General features: G+C 72.0%; 15 protein-coding genes. 6 read left to right on the top strand and 9 right to left on the bottom strand.

Features of this window, described 5'->3' with window-relative positions; translation table 11 throughout:
- Nucleotides 1-4 precede the first annotated feature (4 nt).
- Both BM236_RS06650 and zwf read left to right on the top strand, forming a co-directional pair.
- A complete protein-coding gene (locus BM236_RS06650; RefSeq protein ID WP_091121694.1) occupies nucleotides 5-421 on the top strand; it encodes a VOC family protein in 417 nt (138 codons plus the stop codon).
- 63 nt (nucleotides 422-484) lie between these two features.
- The gene (zwf, locus tag BM236_RS06655; RefSeq protein WP_091122231.1) at nucleotides 485-1,924 is read left to right on the top strand and encodes a glucose-6-phosphate dehydrogenase; all 1,440 of its coding nucleotides are present in this window, start codon (nucleotides 485-487) and stop codon (nucleotides 1,922-1,924) included.
- Between the two features lie 25 nt (nucleotides 1,925-1,949).
- Here zwf and BM236_RS06660 read toward each other — a convergent pair whose 3' ends face one another.
- The 3 genes from BM236_RS06660 to BM236_RS06670 are packed head-to-tail and all read right to left on the bottom strand — an operon-like array spanning nucleotide 1,950 to nucleotide 4,661.
- Nucleotides 1,950-2,528, bottom strand: coding sequence for a DUF3558 family protein (locus BM236_RS06660; protein WP_091121696.1), 579 nt, complete (start codon nucleotides 2,526-2,528; stop codon nucleotides 1,950-1,952).
- Nucleotides 2,525-3,940, bottom strand: a complete 1,416-nt coding sequence (locus BM236_RS06665) for a sensor histidine kinase (protein ID WP_091121699.1) — start codon at nucleotides 3,938-3,940, stop codon at nucleotides 2,525-2,527. Before BM236_RS06665 ends, BM236_RS06660 begins: the two co-directional genes overlap by 4 nt.
- Before the next feature lie 10 nt (nucleotides 3,941-3,950).
- Complete coding sequence (locus BM236_RS06670; protein WP_245750182.1) at nucleotides 3,951-4,661, bottom strand: response regulator transcription factor; 711 nt, start codon at nucleotides 4,659-4,661, stop codon at nucleotides 3,951-3,953.
- Nucleotides 4,662-4,758: 97 nt separating this feature from the next.
- Between BM236_RS06670 and BM236_RS06675 the strand changes: the two genes are divergently transcribed.
- A complete protein-coding gene (locus BM236_RS06675; RefSeq protein WP_091121704.1) occupies nucleotides 4,759-5,448 on the top strand; it encodes a haloacid dehalogenase type II in 690 nt (229 codons plus the stop codon).
- A gap of 11 nt (nucleotides 5,449-5,459) precedes the next feature.
- On the opposite strand, the gene BM236_RS06680 is transcribed toward BM236_RS06675, so the two are convergent.
- The 4 genes from BM236_RS06680 to BM236_RS06695 form a co-directional block, all read right to left on the bottom strand.
- Complete coding sequence (locus BM236_RS06680; protein WP_091121707.1) at nucleotides 5,460-6,212, bottom strand: ABC transporter permease; 753 nt, start codon at nucleotides 6,210-6,212, stop codon at nucleotides 5,460-5,462.
- Nucleotides 6,209-7,207: an ATP-binding cassette domain-containing protein gene (locus tag BM236_RS06685; RefSeq protein ID WP_091121709.1), complete on the bottom strand. Its 999-nt coding sequence runs from the start codon at nucleotides 7,205-7,207 to the stop codon at nucleotides 6,209-6,211. Before BM236_RS06685 ends, BM236_RS06680 begins: the two co-directional genes overlap by 4 nt.
- 63 nt (nucleotides 7,208-7,270) lie before the next feature.
- Nucleotides 7,271-7,792 carry an RBBP9/YdeN family alpha/beta hydrolase gene (locus tag BM236_RS06690; RefSeq protein ID WP_091122233.1) on the bottom strand — a complete coding sequence of 174 codons (522 nt, stop codon included), beginning with the start codon at nucleotides 7,790-7,792 and terminating at the stop codon, nucleotides 7,271-7,273.
- Nucleotides 7,789-8,688, bottom strand: coding sequence for an SMP-30/gluconolactonase/LRE family protein (locus BM236_RS06695; protein WP_217645251.1), 900 nt, complete (start codon nucleotides 8,686-8,688; stop codon nucleotides 7,789-7,791). Before BM236_RS06695 ends, BM236_RS06690 begins: the two co-directional genes overlap by 4 nt.
- A 91-nt stretch (nucleotides 8,689-8,779) precedes the next feature.
- Between BM236_RS06695 and BM236_RS06700 the strand changes: the two genes are divergently transcribed.
- Genes BM236_RS06700 through BM236_RS06710 form a run of 3 tightly spaced genes read left to right on the top strand, consistent with a single transcriptional unit; the run spans nucleotide 8,780 to nucleotide 11,753 of the window.
- Nucleotides 8,780-9,484, top strand: coding sequence for a winged helix-turn-helix transcriptional regulator (locus BM236_RS06700; protein WP_091121712.1), 705 nt, complete (start codon nucleotides 8,780-8,782; stop codon nucleotides 9,482-9,484).
- A 35-nt stretch (nucleotides 9,485-9,519) separates the two neighbouring features.
- Complete coding sequence (locus BM236_RS06705; RefSeq protein WP_091121713.1) at nucleotides 9,520-10,389, top strand: AAA family ATPase; 870 nt, start codon at nucleotides 9,520-9,522, stop codon at nucleotides 10,387-10,389.
- Entirely contained in the window at nucleotides 10,386-11,753 is a 1,368-nt protein-coding gene (locus BM236_RS06710; RefSeq protein ID WP_091121716.1) for a vWA domain-containing protein, read from the top strand. The genes BM236_RS06705 and BM236_RS06710 overlap by 4 nt, the downstream gene beginning before the upstream one ends.
- A 3-nt stretch (nucleotides 11,754-11,756) precedes the next feature.
- On the opposite strand, the gene BM236_RS06715 is transcribed toward BM236_RS06710, so the two are convergent.
- Nucleotides 11,757-12,896: a hypothetical protein gene (locus BM236_RS06715; RefSeq protein ID WP_139230047.1), complete on the bottom strand. Its 1,140-nt coding sequence runs from the start codon at nucleotides 12,894-12,896 to the stop codon at nucleotides 11,757-11,759.
- Entirely contained in the window at nucleotides 12,893-13,342 is a 450-nt protein-coding gene (locus tag BM236_RS06720) for a hypothetical protein (RefSeq protein WP_091121721.1), read from the bottom strand. The genes BM236_RS06715 and BM236_RS06720 overlap by 4 nt, the downstream gene beginning before the upstream one ends.
- Nucleotides 13,343-13,381 lie beyond the last annotated feature (39 nt).

Here is a 13,381-nt window from a genome sequence, read left to right on the forward strand (position 1 = left end):
GCGCATGGGCATCTCGCTGCGCAACGTCGTGCTCGACACGACTGACGTGCCGCGCCTGGCTGAGTTCTACCGCGAGCTGCTCGGGTGGAGCTACGCCGAGAGCGCCGACGACCCCGACGACCCCGACGACCCCGACGGCCTGGGCTGGCGGACGCTCGTCGGCCCGAACGGCATGCGGATCGCGTTCCAGCGCACGGAGTCGGTCACGCCGACGACCTGGCCGGACGCGGCAGTGCCGCAGCAGCTGCACCTCGACTTCCTCGTCGACAGCGTCGAGGAGCTCGAGGAGCAGCACCGCCGGGCGACCGAGCTCGGGGCCGTCGTACGCCTGGACCGGATGGATGACCCGGAGGAGCCGCTGCGCGTGTTCACCGATCCGGCGGGACACACGCTCTGCCTCTTCGCATGGCGCGGTCAGTGATCGTTCACCGATGATGAGAAGCGCGCAACGGTGACGCAACAGGAGAGGACTAACGTGGACGACATGGCTCAGCCGCACGTGATCGTGCTGTTCGGAGCGACGGGGGACCTGGCGCGCCGGAAGCTGCTGCCCGGCCTGCTGCGGCTCTTCGAGGCGGGGCTGCTCACCGACGCCATGATCGTCGGCACCTCGCTGGAGGAGATCGACACCGAGGGGTTCGTCAAGCTCGCGCGGGACGCCTGCGAGGAGTTCGGCAAGGGCGTCGTCACCGACCAGCGCTGGGCTCCGTTCGCCAAGATGCTCTGCTACGTCCCGACCTCCCACGGCGCGCACGCGCTGGCCGAGGTCGTCGAGGGCGCCGAGAAGATGCTGGGCGGGCCGGCGCAGCGGCTGCACTACCTCTCCGTGCCGCCGAAGGCCGCGCTCGACGTCATCCACGAGCTCGACGAGGCCGGCCTGGTCGAGCGGGCGCGGATCATCATGGAGAAGCCGTTCGGCACCGACCTCGCCTCCGCGATGGTCCTCAACGAGGCGGTGCACCAGGTCTTCGCGGAGGAGCAGATCTTCCGCATCGACCACTTCCTGGGCAAGGAGGCCGCGCAGAACATCCTCGCCTTCCGGTTCGCCAACGGCCTCTTCGAGCCGATCTGGAACCGCAACTTCATCGACCACGTCCAGATCGACGTCCCCGAGACGCTCGGGCTCGAGGGCCGCACGGCCTTCTACGAGGGGACCGGCGCCTACCGCGACATGGTGGTCACCCACCTGATGCAGATCCTGGCGTTCATGGCGATGGAGCCGCCGACCTCGCTGGCGCCGGATCCGATCAGCGACGAGAAGAACAAGGTCTTCCGGTCGATCCGGCCGATCGACCCCGCCGACGTCGTGCGCGGGCAGTACCAGGGCTACCGCGGCAAGAACGAGGTCGCCGACGACTCCGACACCGAGACGTTCATCGCGCTCAAGGTCATCATCGACAACTGGCGGTGGGCGGGCGTCCCGTTCTTCCTGCGCACCGGCAAGAAGCTCGCCGAGGGGGCGCGGATCATCTCGATCGCGTTCAAGGAGCCCCCGCTGACGATGTTCCCCGCCGGCTCCAACGCGGGCACGCAGGGGCCCGACCACCTGACCTTCGACCTGGCCGACCAGTCGAAGATGTCGCTGTCGTTCTACGGCAAGCGGCCCGGCACGGGCATGAAGCTCGAGAAGCTCTCGATGCAGTTCGCGACCAGCGAGACGTCCTCGTCGGTCGGCGTGCTCGAGGCCTACGAGCGGCTGATCCACGACGCCATGCGCGGCGACCACACCCTCTTCACCAGCGCGGAGGGCATCGAGACGCTCTGGGCGATCTCCCAGCCGCTGCTCGACAACCCGCCGCCGGTGCGCCTCTACGCCCCCGGCTCGTGGGGTCCCAACGCCATCCACCAGCTCATCGCCCCCCGGGCGTGGCGGCTGCCGTTCGAGCGGTCGTGGCGGGAGACGGGGACCACGACCAACCCCTGACGCCCGGGTCGTGATCCTGGAGGGGTCAGGAGCGGCTGGCGGACAGCTGGCGGAGGAGCAGCTTCGTCGCGTGCAGGACCTTCGGGCCGTCGTACGGCGCGAGCGCGAGCGCGTTGACGCTCTGGATCAGCTTGCCGTTCTGCAGGAACGCGGTGACGGCGTACGCCGACCCGGAGTCGTTGACGACCAGGCGTGCGTCGTCGGCGCCCGGGACGGTCGGCCGCGAGACCGTGCCGGCCGGGACCTGCATCGACGACCACGCCGCCTCCAGGCCCTGGTCGAACCAGAGGTAGGACAGGTCGAAGGCCGGTCCGCCCTTCTCCACCGGCGTCAGGGTGCAGCGGGGCGCCGCGGCGGTGCCGGTCTCCTTGGTGAGCTTCGACCCGAGCACGCGGGACACCGCCGCCACGTCGACGGCGTCGCACGGGTTGAGCGTGGGGGCGGCGGCGCTGGGTGCGCTGCTCGGTGAGCCGGTCGGTGAACCGGCCGCCGACGTCGGCGTCGCGTGTGCGGACGGCGAGTCGTCGGACGAGCAGCCGGCGAGGAGCGCGGACAGGGTGGTGAGACCGCCCAGGAGCAGGGCGGTCGGGCGTCGGTGGGTCACCGGCGGGGGGCCTCCTTCGGCATCGGACGGGGGGAGCCGGGGACGCGCAGCACCAGCCGCGCGCCACCGGACGGCGCGGCCTCGGCGGCCACCGTGCCGCCGTGTCGCTCGGCGGTCTGCCGCACGATCGAGAGACCGAGGCCGGAGCCGGGCATCGAACGGGACTCGGCGGCCCGGTAGAACCGGTCGAAGATGTGCGGGCGGTCGTCCACGGCGATGCCGGGGCCGTGGTCGTCGACGGTGACGGTGCCGTCGCGCAGCGTGACGTGGACCGAGCCCTCCGGCGGGCTCCACTTCGCCGCGTTGTCGAGCAGGTTGGTGATCGCCCGCTCCAGCGCGTTGGCCTCGCCGACGACCCACCAGGGGTCGGCGTCCACGGCGAAGGTCACCGACGGCGCCCGCAGCCGCACCCGCGCGACCGCGTGGTCGACGATCTCGTGCAGCCCGACCGCCTCGACGACGGGGGCGAGGGGCTCGTCGCGGGCGAGCTCGACGAGGTCGCCGATCAGCGAGGTCAGCTCCTCCATCTGAGCGCGTACGTCGGAGAGCAGCTCGGCCCGCTGCTGGGGCTCGAGCGCCAGGTCGGCCTGGGTCAGCAGGTCGATGTTGGTGCGCATCGACGTGAGCGGCGTGCGCAGCTCGTGGCCGGCGTCGGCGATGAGCTGGCGTTGGCGGTCCTGCGAGGCCGCCAGCGCGGCGAGCAGACCGTTGAAGGCGGAGGCGAGCCGGGCGATCTCGTCGTCTCCCTCGACGGGGAGCGGCGCCAGGTCGGTGGGGGAGACCTCCTCGACCGACCGGGTCAGTCGGCGGACGGGCCGCAGCCCGTTGATCGCGACGCCCCAGCCGGCCAGCGCGGCGACGATCACCCCGAACAGGCCGAAGAGGAGCATCACGATCCCGAGCCTGTGCAGGAGGCGCTCCTGCGGCTCGAGGGACTGGGCGAGCACGAGTGCCTGGCCGGACACGGTCGTCGGCACGGTGACGACGCGGTAGCGCTCCCCGTCGACCGAGATCGTGCGGATGCTGGAGCTGCTCCGACCCGTCGCGACGGCGAGCTCGGCGTTCGTGAGGCGGGTGAAGACGCCGGCGTCCGCGCGGTCGGTGATGTGGACGTTGGCGGTGGAGTAGAGGATCGCGATGCGGATGTCGGCGGCGCCGAGCGCGGCGGCCGGGATCTCGGCCTGGGTGAGCTCCTGCAGGGTCGACGAGCGGGCCGCGAGCTGGGCCCGCTCGAGGAGCGAGTCGTCGAGGTTCGACGTCAGCTGCATCCGCAGGGTGAGGTAGATGCCCGCGGACAGGCCGGCCACGACGAGGCCCACCGCGAGCGCGGTGAGGATCGTGACGCGGCTGGCGAGCGAGCGGCGGTAGTGCCAGGTGCCGTCAGGCATCCGCTCGACGAGCGCGGCGGTCATCGGGGGGCCGTCACGAGTCGCCCGTGCGCAGCACGTAGCCGACGCCGCGCACGGTGTGGATCAGCCGCGTCTCACCCTCGGCCTCGGTCTTGCGGCGCAGGTAGCCGACGTAGACCTCCAGCGAGTTGGCGGTGGTCGGGAAGTCGAAGCCCCAGACCTCCTCGAGGATGAAGGAGCGCTCGAGGACGCGGCGCGGACGGCGCAGGAACATCTCGAGCAGCGTGAACTCGGTGCGGGTCAGGTCGATGCGACGCGGGCCGCGGGTCACCTCGCGGGTGGCGACGTTCATCGTGAGGTCGGCGAAGGACAGGACCTCGTCGTCCGCGCCCTCGACCGGGACGGCACGCCGGAGCAGCGCGCGCAGCCGGGCGAGCAGCTCGGGCAGGGCGAACGGCTTGGTCAGGTAGTCGTCGGCGCCGGCGTCGAGGCCGTCGACCCGGTCACCGACCGCGTCGAGTGCGGTGAGCACGATGATCGGCACGTCGTTGCCGGCCGTGCGCAGAGCGCGGGTGGCCTCGAGGCCGTTGAGCCGCGGCATCATCACGTCCATCACGACCACGTCGGGGCGCGCCGATGAGATCACGGCGAGCGCCTCGGCGCCGTCACCGGCCAGCGAGACGGCGTACCCGTTGAACTCCAGCGACCGCCGCAGCGACTCGCGGACGGCCTTGTCGTCGTCGACGACGAGGACGCGCGGCTTGGTCGCGGCAGGGCTGGTCACGGCACCAGGGTGCCACCGGGTGCTGAACGCGCGCTGAGAGGCATGCCGAGCGTCGTACCGTGGTGGTGCCGACGCACGCCGTTCCGAAGGAAGTCCCATGCTCCTCGTCCTCGACGTCAACGAGACCCTGCTCGACCTCGACCCGCTCGACGCCGTCGTCGGCGATGCCCTGGGGGTGGACCCCGGCGCCCACGCGGAGGTGACTGCGTCGCGGCGGGCCTGGTTCGACCGGATGGTGCGCAGCGCGCTGACCCTGACGGCGGCAGGCGAGTACGTCGCGTTCGGCCGCCTCGCGGTGGCCGCCCTGCAGGACCTGGCGGCGGCGAGCGGTCGGAAGGTGGACGACGGAGTGATCGACCGTCTCTCGGCGGGCATCGCCGGCCTTCCTCCGCATCCCGACGTGGCGCCCGGCCTGCGGTCGCTGCGCGAGGCGGGTCATCGGGTGGTCACACTGACGAACTCGGTGCTCGACGTCGCCCACGCCCAGCTGGACAACAGCGGTCTGACTGGCCTGGTGGATGCGGTCTACTCGGCCGACACGGTCGGCAGGCTGAAGCCCGCGCCCGAGCCCTACCGGCACGTGCTCGAGCGGGAGAGCGTCGCGGCCGCGGACGCCGTGCTCGTCGCGGCCCACGACTGGGACGTCGCCGGTGCCGCGGCGGTCGGGATGGCCACCGCTTTCGTCGCGCGCGAGGGTCGGCGACCGTTCGGCGCGATCGCCGCGCCGACGTATGTCGTCGACGACCTCGCCGCGCTGGCCGGCGCTCTCCCCGCGGGTGGGCGCTGACGCGACATCGGTCAGGCGTTCTCCTTCTTGAACACCGCGGTGCCCCACCAGATGCACAGCCCGAAGAGCACGACCGACCAGCCCACGCCCCAGGCCATCGCGCTCGCGTCGAAGGTGCCGAAGAACGACTCGCGCACCGCGTTGACGATGTGCTTGATGGGCATGAAGTCGCTGAGCCGCTCGAGCCAGCCGGGGCCGAAGCTCATCGGCAGCAGGATCCCGCTGAGCAGCAGCACCGGCATCATCACCAGGTTGATGACCGGCGCCATCACGTCCTCGCTCTTGGTCGTCAGGGCGAAGGCGTTGGAGGCGGCCGCGCAGGCCCCGCCGAGCAGGAGCGTGAGCAGGATCCCGATCACGACGCCCCCGACGCTGGCGTCCATCCCCAGGATCCAGCCGAGCAGCACGAGCACGAGCGCCTGGACCAGCAGCTGCAGGAGGTCGCGCCAGAGCCGACCGAAGAGCAGGGCGGCCCGACTCGCCGGGGTGACCCGCTCGGCCTCGATGACCCCCTCCCGCCACTCGCCGATGAGGCTGAAGCCGGCGAAGAACGCCCCGAAGATCCCGAGCTGGACCAGCATCCCGGGGACGAACCACGTGTAGGCGTTGCCGCCGAGGTTCTCGATCATCGGCTTGAGCAGCGGGCCGAAGAGCAGCAGGTAGAGGACCGGCTGGAAGATGCCGATGAGGACCCAGGCGGGGTTGCGCAGGTTCATCCGCAGCTGGCGGTTGAACACGATCGACGACTCGCGCAGGAAGCTCATGGGGTGACTCCTTCGAGCTGTGCCGGCTCGGTCGCGGCCTCCGCGTCGCGCAGGGAGCGGCCGGTGACGGTGAGGAAGACGTCGTCGAGGGTGGGCCGGACGACCTCGATCGACTCCAGGGAGACCCCCGAGAGATCCAGGTCGCGCAGGAGGCCGGGCACCGCCTTGCCGGCCCGGGGGACCCGCCCGCGCACGTGACGGTCGGACACCTCGACGCTGTCGGCGATCGTGCCGAGCTTGTCGCGAGCGACGGCGACCTGCTCGTCGGTGGCCACCTCGAGGTCGACCAGGTCGCCGGAGACGGCCGCCTTGAGGTTGTCGGGGGTGTCGCTGGCCACGATGCGGCCCTTGTCGATGATGAGGATCCGGTCGGCGAGCACATCGGCCTCGTCCATGTAGTGGGTCGTGAGGAAGACCGTCACGCCCTGCGTCGACCGCAGGCCGGCGATGTGGTCCCACAGGTTGGCGCGCGCCTGGGGGTCGAGACCCGTGGTGGGCTCGTCGAGGAAGACCAGGCCGGGCGAGTGGATGAGCGCCATCACGATGTCGAGGCGGCGCTTCTGGCCGCCGGACATGTTCTTGGGCTTGCGCCGCCACAGCCCCTCGAGCTGCAGCCGGTCGAAGAGCTCCTGCCCCTTGGCGACGGCGTCGCGCTTGGACATGCCGTAGAGCATCCCGTGGTCGACGACCTCGTCACCGGCGTAGGCCCCGGAGAAGGTGGAGCCGACCTGCGAGCAGTAGCCGATGCTGCGGCGCACCTGGACGGCCTGGCTGGCGACGTCGTAGCCCGCGACGGTGGCGGTGCCCGCGGTCGGCTTGAGCAGAGTGGTGAGGATGCGGAGGGTCGTCGTCTTGCCGGCGCCGTTGGGCCCCAGGAATCCGACGACCTCGCCCTCGGAGACGTCGAGGTCGACGCCGTCGACGGCCAGGACGTCCTTCTTGTTCTTCCCCTGCCCGGACTGGAACGTGTGGCTGAGTCCGCGTGCGTGGATCATGGGCACTCCTTCGTCTCCGGACCAGCCCACCACAAGCCACCGACAGTCGTCATCTGCATTGCCTCACCCCACGATCCGGTCGACGAGGTCGAGCGTGGCCACCTCGAAGTGGCCTTCCGGGCGGACGACCAGCGTGCCGCCGAGCCGGTCCAGCAGCACACGGCCCTGCGCCGCGTCGCAGCCGTAGGGATCGACCACCGAGTTGACGAACCAGAGGTCCCGGGCGTGGCTGCGGATCGCGTCCCAGTCGTACGCCGGGCGGAGCACCGGCTCCTCGTTGTCGTTCGGTGGCGTGGAGTAGCCCGCGACGAGCACCACCTGGGCGACGGTGACGTCCAGCCGCTCGAGCAGCGCCAGGATCAGCGCGGCGCCGCCCGAGTGCCCGACGACCACCGTGTCCTCGTCGTAGGCGTGTGCCTCGAGAGCCCGGGGCAGGAAGGCATCGATCGGCTCGACGTTGATGCCGGGGAGGTGCGGCAGGGAGACGGTGTAGCCGCGCGCCTCCAGCCGCATCGCGAGCCACTGGTACCAGAGGTACTCCGGCCGCGCTCCGGTCCCGTGGAAGATGATCGCGTTGCGGCTCATCGCGCCGGCCATCCCGCTCCGCCGACCGGCACGGCGACACGCCAGACGCGCCCGTCCCAGTCGGCATAGGTGGTCAGGCCGGCTGCCCCGGGCCAGCGGGCGCCGACGATGTGGAGGTCGCTCGCCTCGGCGAGCATGCAGGCGAACGCGCCACGGTCGACCGGGACGGTGGCGAGCACCTCGCCGCCCTCAGTCACGCGGACGCAGTGCTGGTGGGGGACGTCGGCGTACCAGGCGGCGCCCTCGGCGTCGAGACAGATCCCGTCGGGGTTGTCGGTGCCGAGCGCCGCCCACACCCGTCGACCGGACAGGGTCCCGTCGTCGGCGATGTCGAAGCCGACGAGCTCGGAGCGGTAGGAGTCGGCGACGACGAGCGTCCGGCCGTCGGCGCTCACGGCCATGCCGTTCGGGAACGCCAGGTCGTCCGTGACCCGGGTCGCCGTGCCGTCCGGGCGCACCAGCGCCACGAAGCCCGGCTGCCGGCCACCGGCGGGCGGTCCGGTGGCGAAGTCGAAGTCCGCGCCGTTGACGTAGGCATTGCCCCGCCCGTCGACCACGATGTCGTTGCAGCCGTACGCCGACAGGCCGGCCAGGTCGGCGTACGTGCTGAGGCTGCCGTCGGCCTCGAGCGTCAGCAGCGCGCGCTCCGGCGTGGACACCAGCACCAGCCGTCCGTCGGGCAGGAAGTCGAAGCAGAGCGGCAGCGAGCGATGCTCCACGACCGTGTCGAGGTGGCCGTCGGCGTCGATCGTGTGGATCCGCCCGGCGGTCCAGTCGCTGAACCACAGCCGTCCGGCGTGCCAGCGGGGAGACTCGACGAGACCGAGCCCGGTCGCGAGAACGTCCATGACCGGCGGTGAGGGCGCGATCTTCGGCTGGCCCGAGTCCGCGGTCATCGGGTGCCCGCTTTGACGAACTCGAGGGGCAGCGATCTCATCAGCACAGGTGATACATTAAACATAGCGTGGACTCTTGTGAAGATAGTTGGTGGAGTTGCCTCCGAAGAAGACGTACGCCGACCTCGGTGATGCCTGCGCCACGGCGCACGCCCTGGACGTGGTCGGCGACCGCTGGAGCCTGATCATCGCGCGCGAGCTGATGCTCGGCCCGCGCCGCTTCGGCGACCTGCAGTCGGCAGTCGTCGGGATCACTCCGGCTGTGCTGACCGACCGACTGCGTCACCTCGCCGACGCCGGCGTCGTCGAGCAGGTCACGCTCGACGACCTGGCTCGGACCCGCGCCTACCGGCTCACCCCGTGGGGCAGTGGGCTCGAGGCGGTGATGGCGGCGCTCGGGCGATGGGCCCACGCGTCGGCCGGGTTCCCCGTCGCCGGCGCCGGCATGACGCCCGACGGTGCGATCGTCGCGATGCGCACGATGACGCCTCCGTCGCCCCAGGCGCCCCGACCCGTCGAGCTCGGGCTCGAGCTCGTCGACGTGCGGCGGCCCGCGGCCGGCGTACGCCGGTATCGGCTGCGGTGGCGGCGGCGCTCCTTCGAGCTCGTCGAGGGGACGGTGGAGGCCCCCGACGCCACGGTGACCGGCGACTCCACCGCCTGGACGGCCGCCGTCTTCGGGATGGCGCCGCTCGACGCGCTCGAGCACGACGGCGCGCTGTCGGTGACCGGCGACCGCGCCGCGCTCGCGGCCGTGCTGGAGCTCTATCGCGGGGTGGCCGCGGAGCTCGCCTGACGGCTCCGCCGACACCGTCGGGTCGGTGGGGGAGGATGGCGGGCATGGTGTGGTTCTCCTCCCCCTCTGACGCGACGACCCGGCTGGGCGAGGTCGGCTACCTGGCGGACCCGGCCACGGCGACGACCGCGTTCCTCGCCGGTGCGCTCGAGAAGCCGCTGCTGGTCGAGGGGCCGGCGGGCGTCGGCAAGACCGAGCTCGCCAAGGCGGTCTCGCGCGCGACGGGCGCCGACCTCGTCCGGCTGCAGTGCTACGAGGGTCTCGACGAGGCCCGCGCACTCTACGAGTGGAACTACAAGAAGCAGCTGCTCCGCATCCAGGCCGCCAACGATGGCCAGGCGTGGGAGGAGACCCACGACGACATCTTCTCCGAGGAGTTCCTGCTCACCCGGCCGCTGCTCACCGCGATCCGGCGCTCCGAGCCGACCGTGCTGCTCATCGACGAGGTCGACAAGACCGACGTCGAGGTCGAGGGCCTGCTGCTCGAGGTGCTCTCGGACTTCCAGGTGACGATCCCCGAGCTCGGCACGGTCGCGGCGACCCGCCGGCCGTTCGTGGTGCTCACCTCCAACGCCTCGCGGGAGCTGTCCGAGGCGGTCAAGCGGCGCTGTCTCTACCTGCACCTCGACTACCCGGACACCGAGCGCGAGCGGGCGATCGTCACCTCCCAGGTGCCGGACCTCGACGACAAGGTGGCGACCCAGCTGGTCAGCGCGGTCGCCCGGCTGCGCGACCTCGAGCTCAAGAAGGCGCCGTCGATCGCCGAGACGGTCGACTGGGCGCGCACCCTGCTCGCGCTGCACATCGACGACCTCGACGCCATGGCGATCGACGACACCCTCGGCGTGGTGCTCAAGCACGCGTCCGACACCGATCGGGCGGTGCGGGAGCTGAAGCTGCGATGACCCTGCTCGACCGGCACATCGCCTTCCTCGAGGCCCTCCGGGCCGCGGGGATGCCGGTCTCCTTGTCGGAGGATCTCGACGCGGTCGCTGCGCTCGGCCTGGTCGGGTGGGGCGAGCGCCAGCAGGTCCACGACACCTACGCCGCCACGCTGCTGAAGCGCCAGAGCCAGCGCGAGACGTTCGACGAGTACTTCGAGATCTACTTCCCGCGGATGGTCGGCGAGGGCGTCGCCCGCGCCGACGCCGCGCAGGACCAGCCGGCGGTCCGCGACTCGGCCGCCGACCTGGCCGCCTTCACCGAGGAGCTCGCCGACGCCCTCGAGGCCGACGACCTGGAGCGTCTGCGGCAGCTCGCCAGCGAGGCGGTCGGCCGGTTCGGCGCGATGCCGGGTCGCGGGCCGGGAATGAGCAGCTGGTCGGCGTACACCACCCTGCGGCGGCTCTCGACCGACGAGCTCACCCTCAAGCTCATCGAGGGCCTGCGCCGCATCGGCTGGGGCGAGGAGGCGGCCGTGCGCGCCGCGTCCACGCGGGTCGGCTCCTACCAGCAGATGGTGGAGGCGGACGCCCGGCGGCGGATCGCCGAGGAGAAGGGCCCCGACCAGATCGCCCGGATCACCGTCCGGCCGACCATCGACCGGCTCGACTTCCTCTCCGCGCGACGGGTCGACCTCGAGGCGCTGCGCCGCGAGATCTACCCGCTCGCGCGCCGGCTGGCGACGCGGCTCACCCAGGAGAAGCACGCCCGGCGACGCGGTGCGCTGGACATGCGGCGGACCGTGCGCGCGTCGATCGGCACTGGCGGTGTCCCGCTCACGACCCACCACCGGCCGAAGCGACCGCACCGCACCGAGCTCGTCATCCTCTGCGACGTCAGCGGTTCGGTGGCCAACTTCGCCTCCTTCACGCTGATGCTCGTCTTCGCGCTGCGCGAGCAGCTGGGCAAGGTGCGGGCGTTCACCTTCGTCGACGACATCCACGAGGTGACCGACCACTTCGCGCCCGGGGCGGACCTCGTCGACACCATGACGAGGCTCGCCGACGCGACCTCCCACGCCGCCCGCTTCGGCCGCACCAACTACGGCCGGGCCTTCGCGCGCTTCCTCGAGGACCACCCGGACGCCCTGGGACCGAAGTCGTCGCTGCTCATCCTCGGCGACGCGCGCTCGAACTACAGCGACCTCTCGCTCCCCACCCTGCGCCGCATGCGGGAAGCAGCCCGGCACGCGTGGTGGCTCAACCCGGAGGCACGCCGGAGCTGGGACACCGGTGACTCCGCCGCATCCGACTACGCCGCCGTGGTGCCGATGGTGGAGTGCCGGAACCTCACCCAGCTCACGGAGTTCGTGCACGACATCCTCTGACGCTCACCGCCCGTCGCCCCGGGTGATCTGGAAGACGGTGCTCTCCACTTCCTCGCCCGGATGGGCGAGGAAGGGGTCGAGGTCGGCGACCGCCTCGTGCACGACGGGGTCGGTGCTCGCTTCGGCCGCGTGGGCGCCGGCGACGTAGTGGCTGGCGTCGTGGTTGCCGAACGGGTCGGGGCTGTGGCCCTCGGCGAAGGTCACCGTGACGTGGTGTGCCGAGTGGTCCGCCGAGCCGGCGTCGAGCAGCGGGATCCCGTCGCCCTGGTGCTCCAGTGAGAGGACGTGGACGCCGGGGTGGAGGTGCCCGGGGACCACGGGCGAGCCGGCCGTCACGACCTGCGTGAGGTGGTAGGGCGTCCCCTGCACGGCCAGCGCCGCCGCCTGCATCCCTCCCTGGCTGTGGCCGACGATCAGCACGTCCTCGTCGGGCCGGACGCCGGCGTCGTGCAAGGCCTGGACCACCCCGGCGCCGTACGCCGTGGGCACCCCGGCCTCCAGGGCGACCGCGGCGCCGACGTCCCGGACGTCGCCGTCGACGCTGACGGGGTCGAAGTCGTCGAGGCCCGGGAGGTAGACGATGTGGCGCCGGGTCCCGTCGGCGGCGGTGACCGTCTGGACCTCGATCGTGCCCTTGTTGCCCGGGTGGTCGGCGTCGGAGAGGTCGTTGAGCTGACCGACGTGCTCGATGAGCGAGGCGAGGTCGGCCGGGGCCGTGGTGGACGACCGGACCTCCAGGCCGGTCGGCCTGACCACCGGTGCCACGCCCTCCCTGCCGTAGGAGGCCGCCACGGTGTGCTCCAGGTTGAGCAGGCCGACCTGGGCGACGTCGTCGGCCTCCGCCAGTAGGTGGGCCGCCTGCCTGACCGCCTGTGCGTCGAGCACGGTCGCGCCCGACCACGCGGTGAGGGCGGCGCCGAGGCCCACGAGCGCCGCCTCGGCGGCGGCCGCCGTGGCTGGCGAGAAGGGCGCCGAGGCGAGCAGGTGCGGCGAGGTCGCCACGGCGCCTGCCCGGGTCGCCGCGTGCAGAGCCCCGTGGCCGGTCTCCTCCACCGACCCGGCGAGCGTCAGCACATCGGCGTAGGGCAGCTGGATCTCGCCGCCCTCGGTGACCCGCGTGATCCGCGCGTCGTCGCCGGTCACCACGGAAGTCCGGGAAGGGAGAGGCCCGGGATCCGCACGTGCAACCAGTCCGGGCTGCCGGGCGGTGGCGGGACGAAGCTGGCGAGCGCGTCGTCGACGGGGTCCAGGCTGTCGAGCACCCCGTCGAGGAACCGTCGGACCCGGCAGCGGGCTCCCGCCATCGCCGTGTGCACCCGCCGCTCGATCTCGGCGATGAGGGCGAGCGACTGCTCCACCGCCGCAGCATGGGCCTCCAGTGCGCGGGCCGCCGTGTCGTGCTGGTCGGCGATCTCGCCGAGGATCCGCGCCTGGGCCGTGGTGCGGCCGACCATCGCCGCCCCGGCCAGGCCGGTCCATCCGATGTCCCTGGCCCGGCCGGCCAGCGCATCCGCCGCAGCGGACGTGGCGGCCCCCTGCGCCCGGACCCGGTGGGCGAGCGCCCGGATCTCGAAGGGCTCTGCCTGCATGGTCTCCTCCTCACCGGCCCTGGTGGTCTGTGCCCGGCC

The sequence above is a fragment of the Nocardioides terrae genome (assembly GCF_900112345.1).
GTDB lineage: Bacteria > Actinomycetota > Actinomycetes > Propionibacteriales > Nocardioidaceae > Nocardioides > Nocardioides terrae.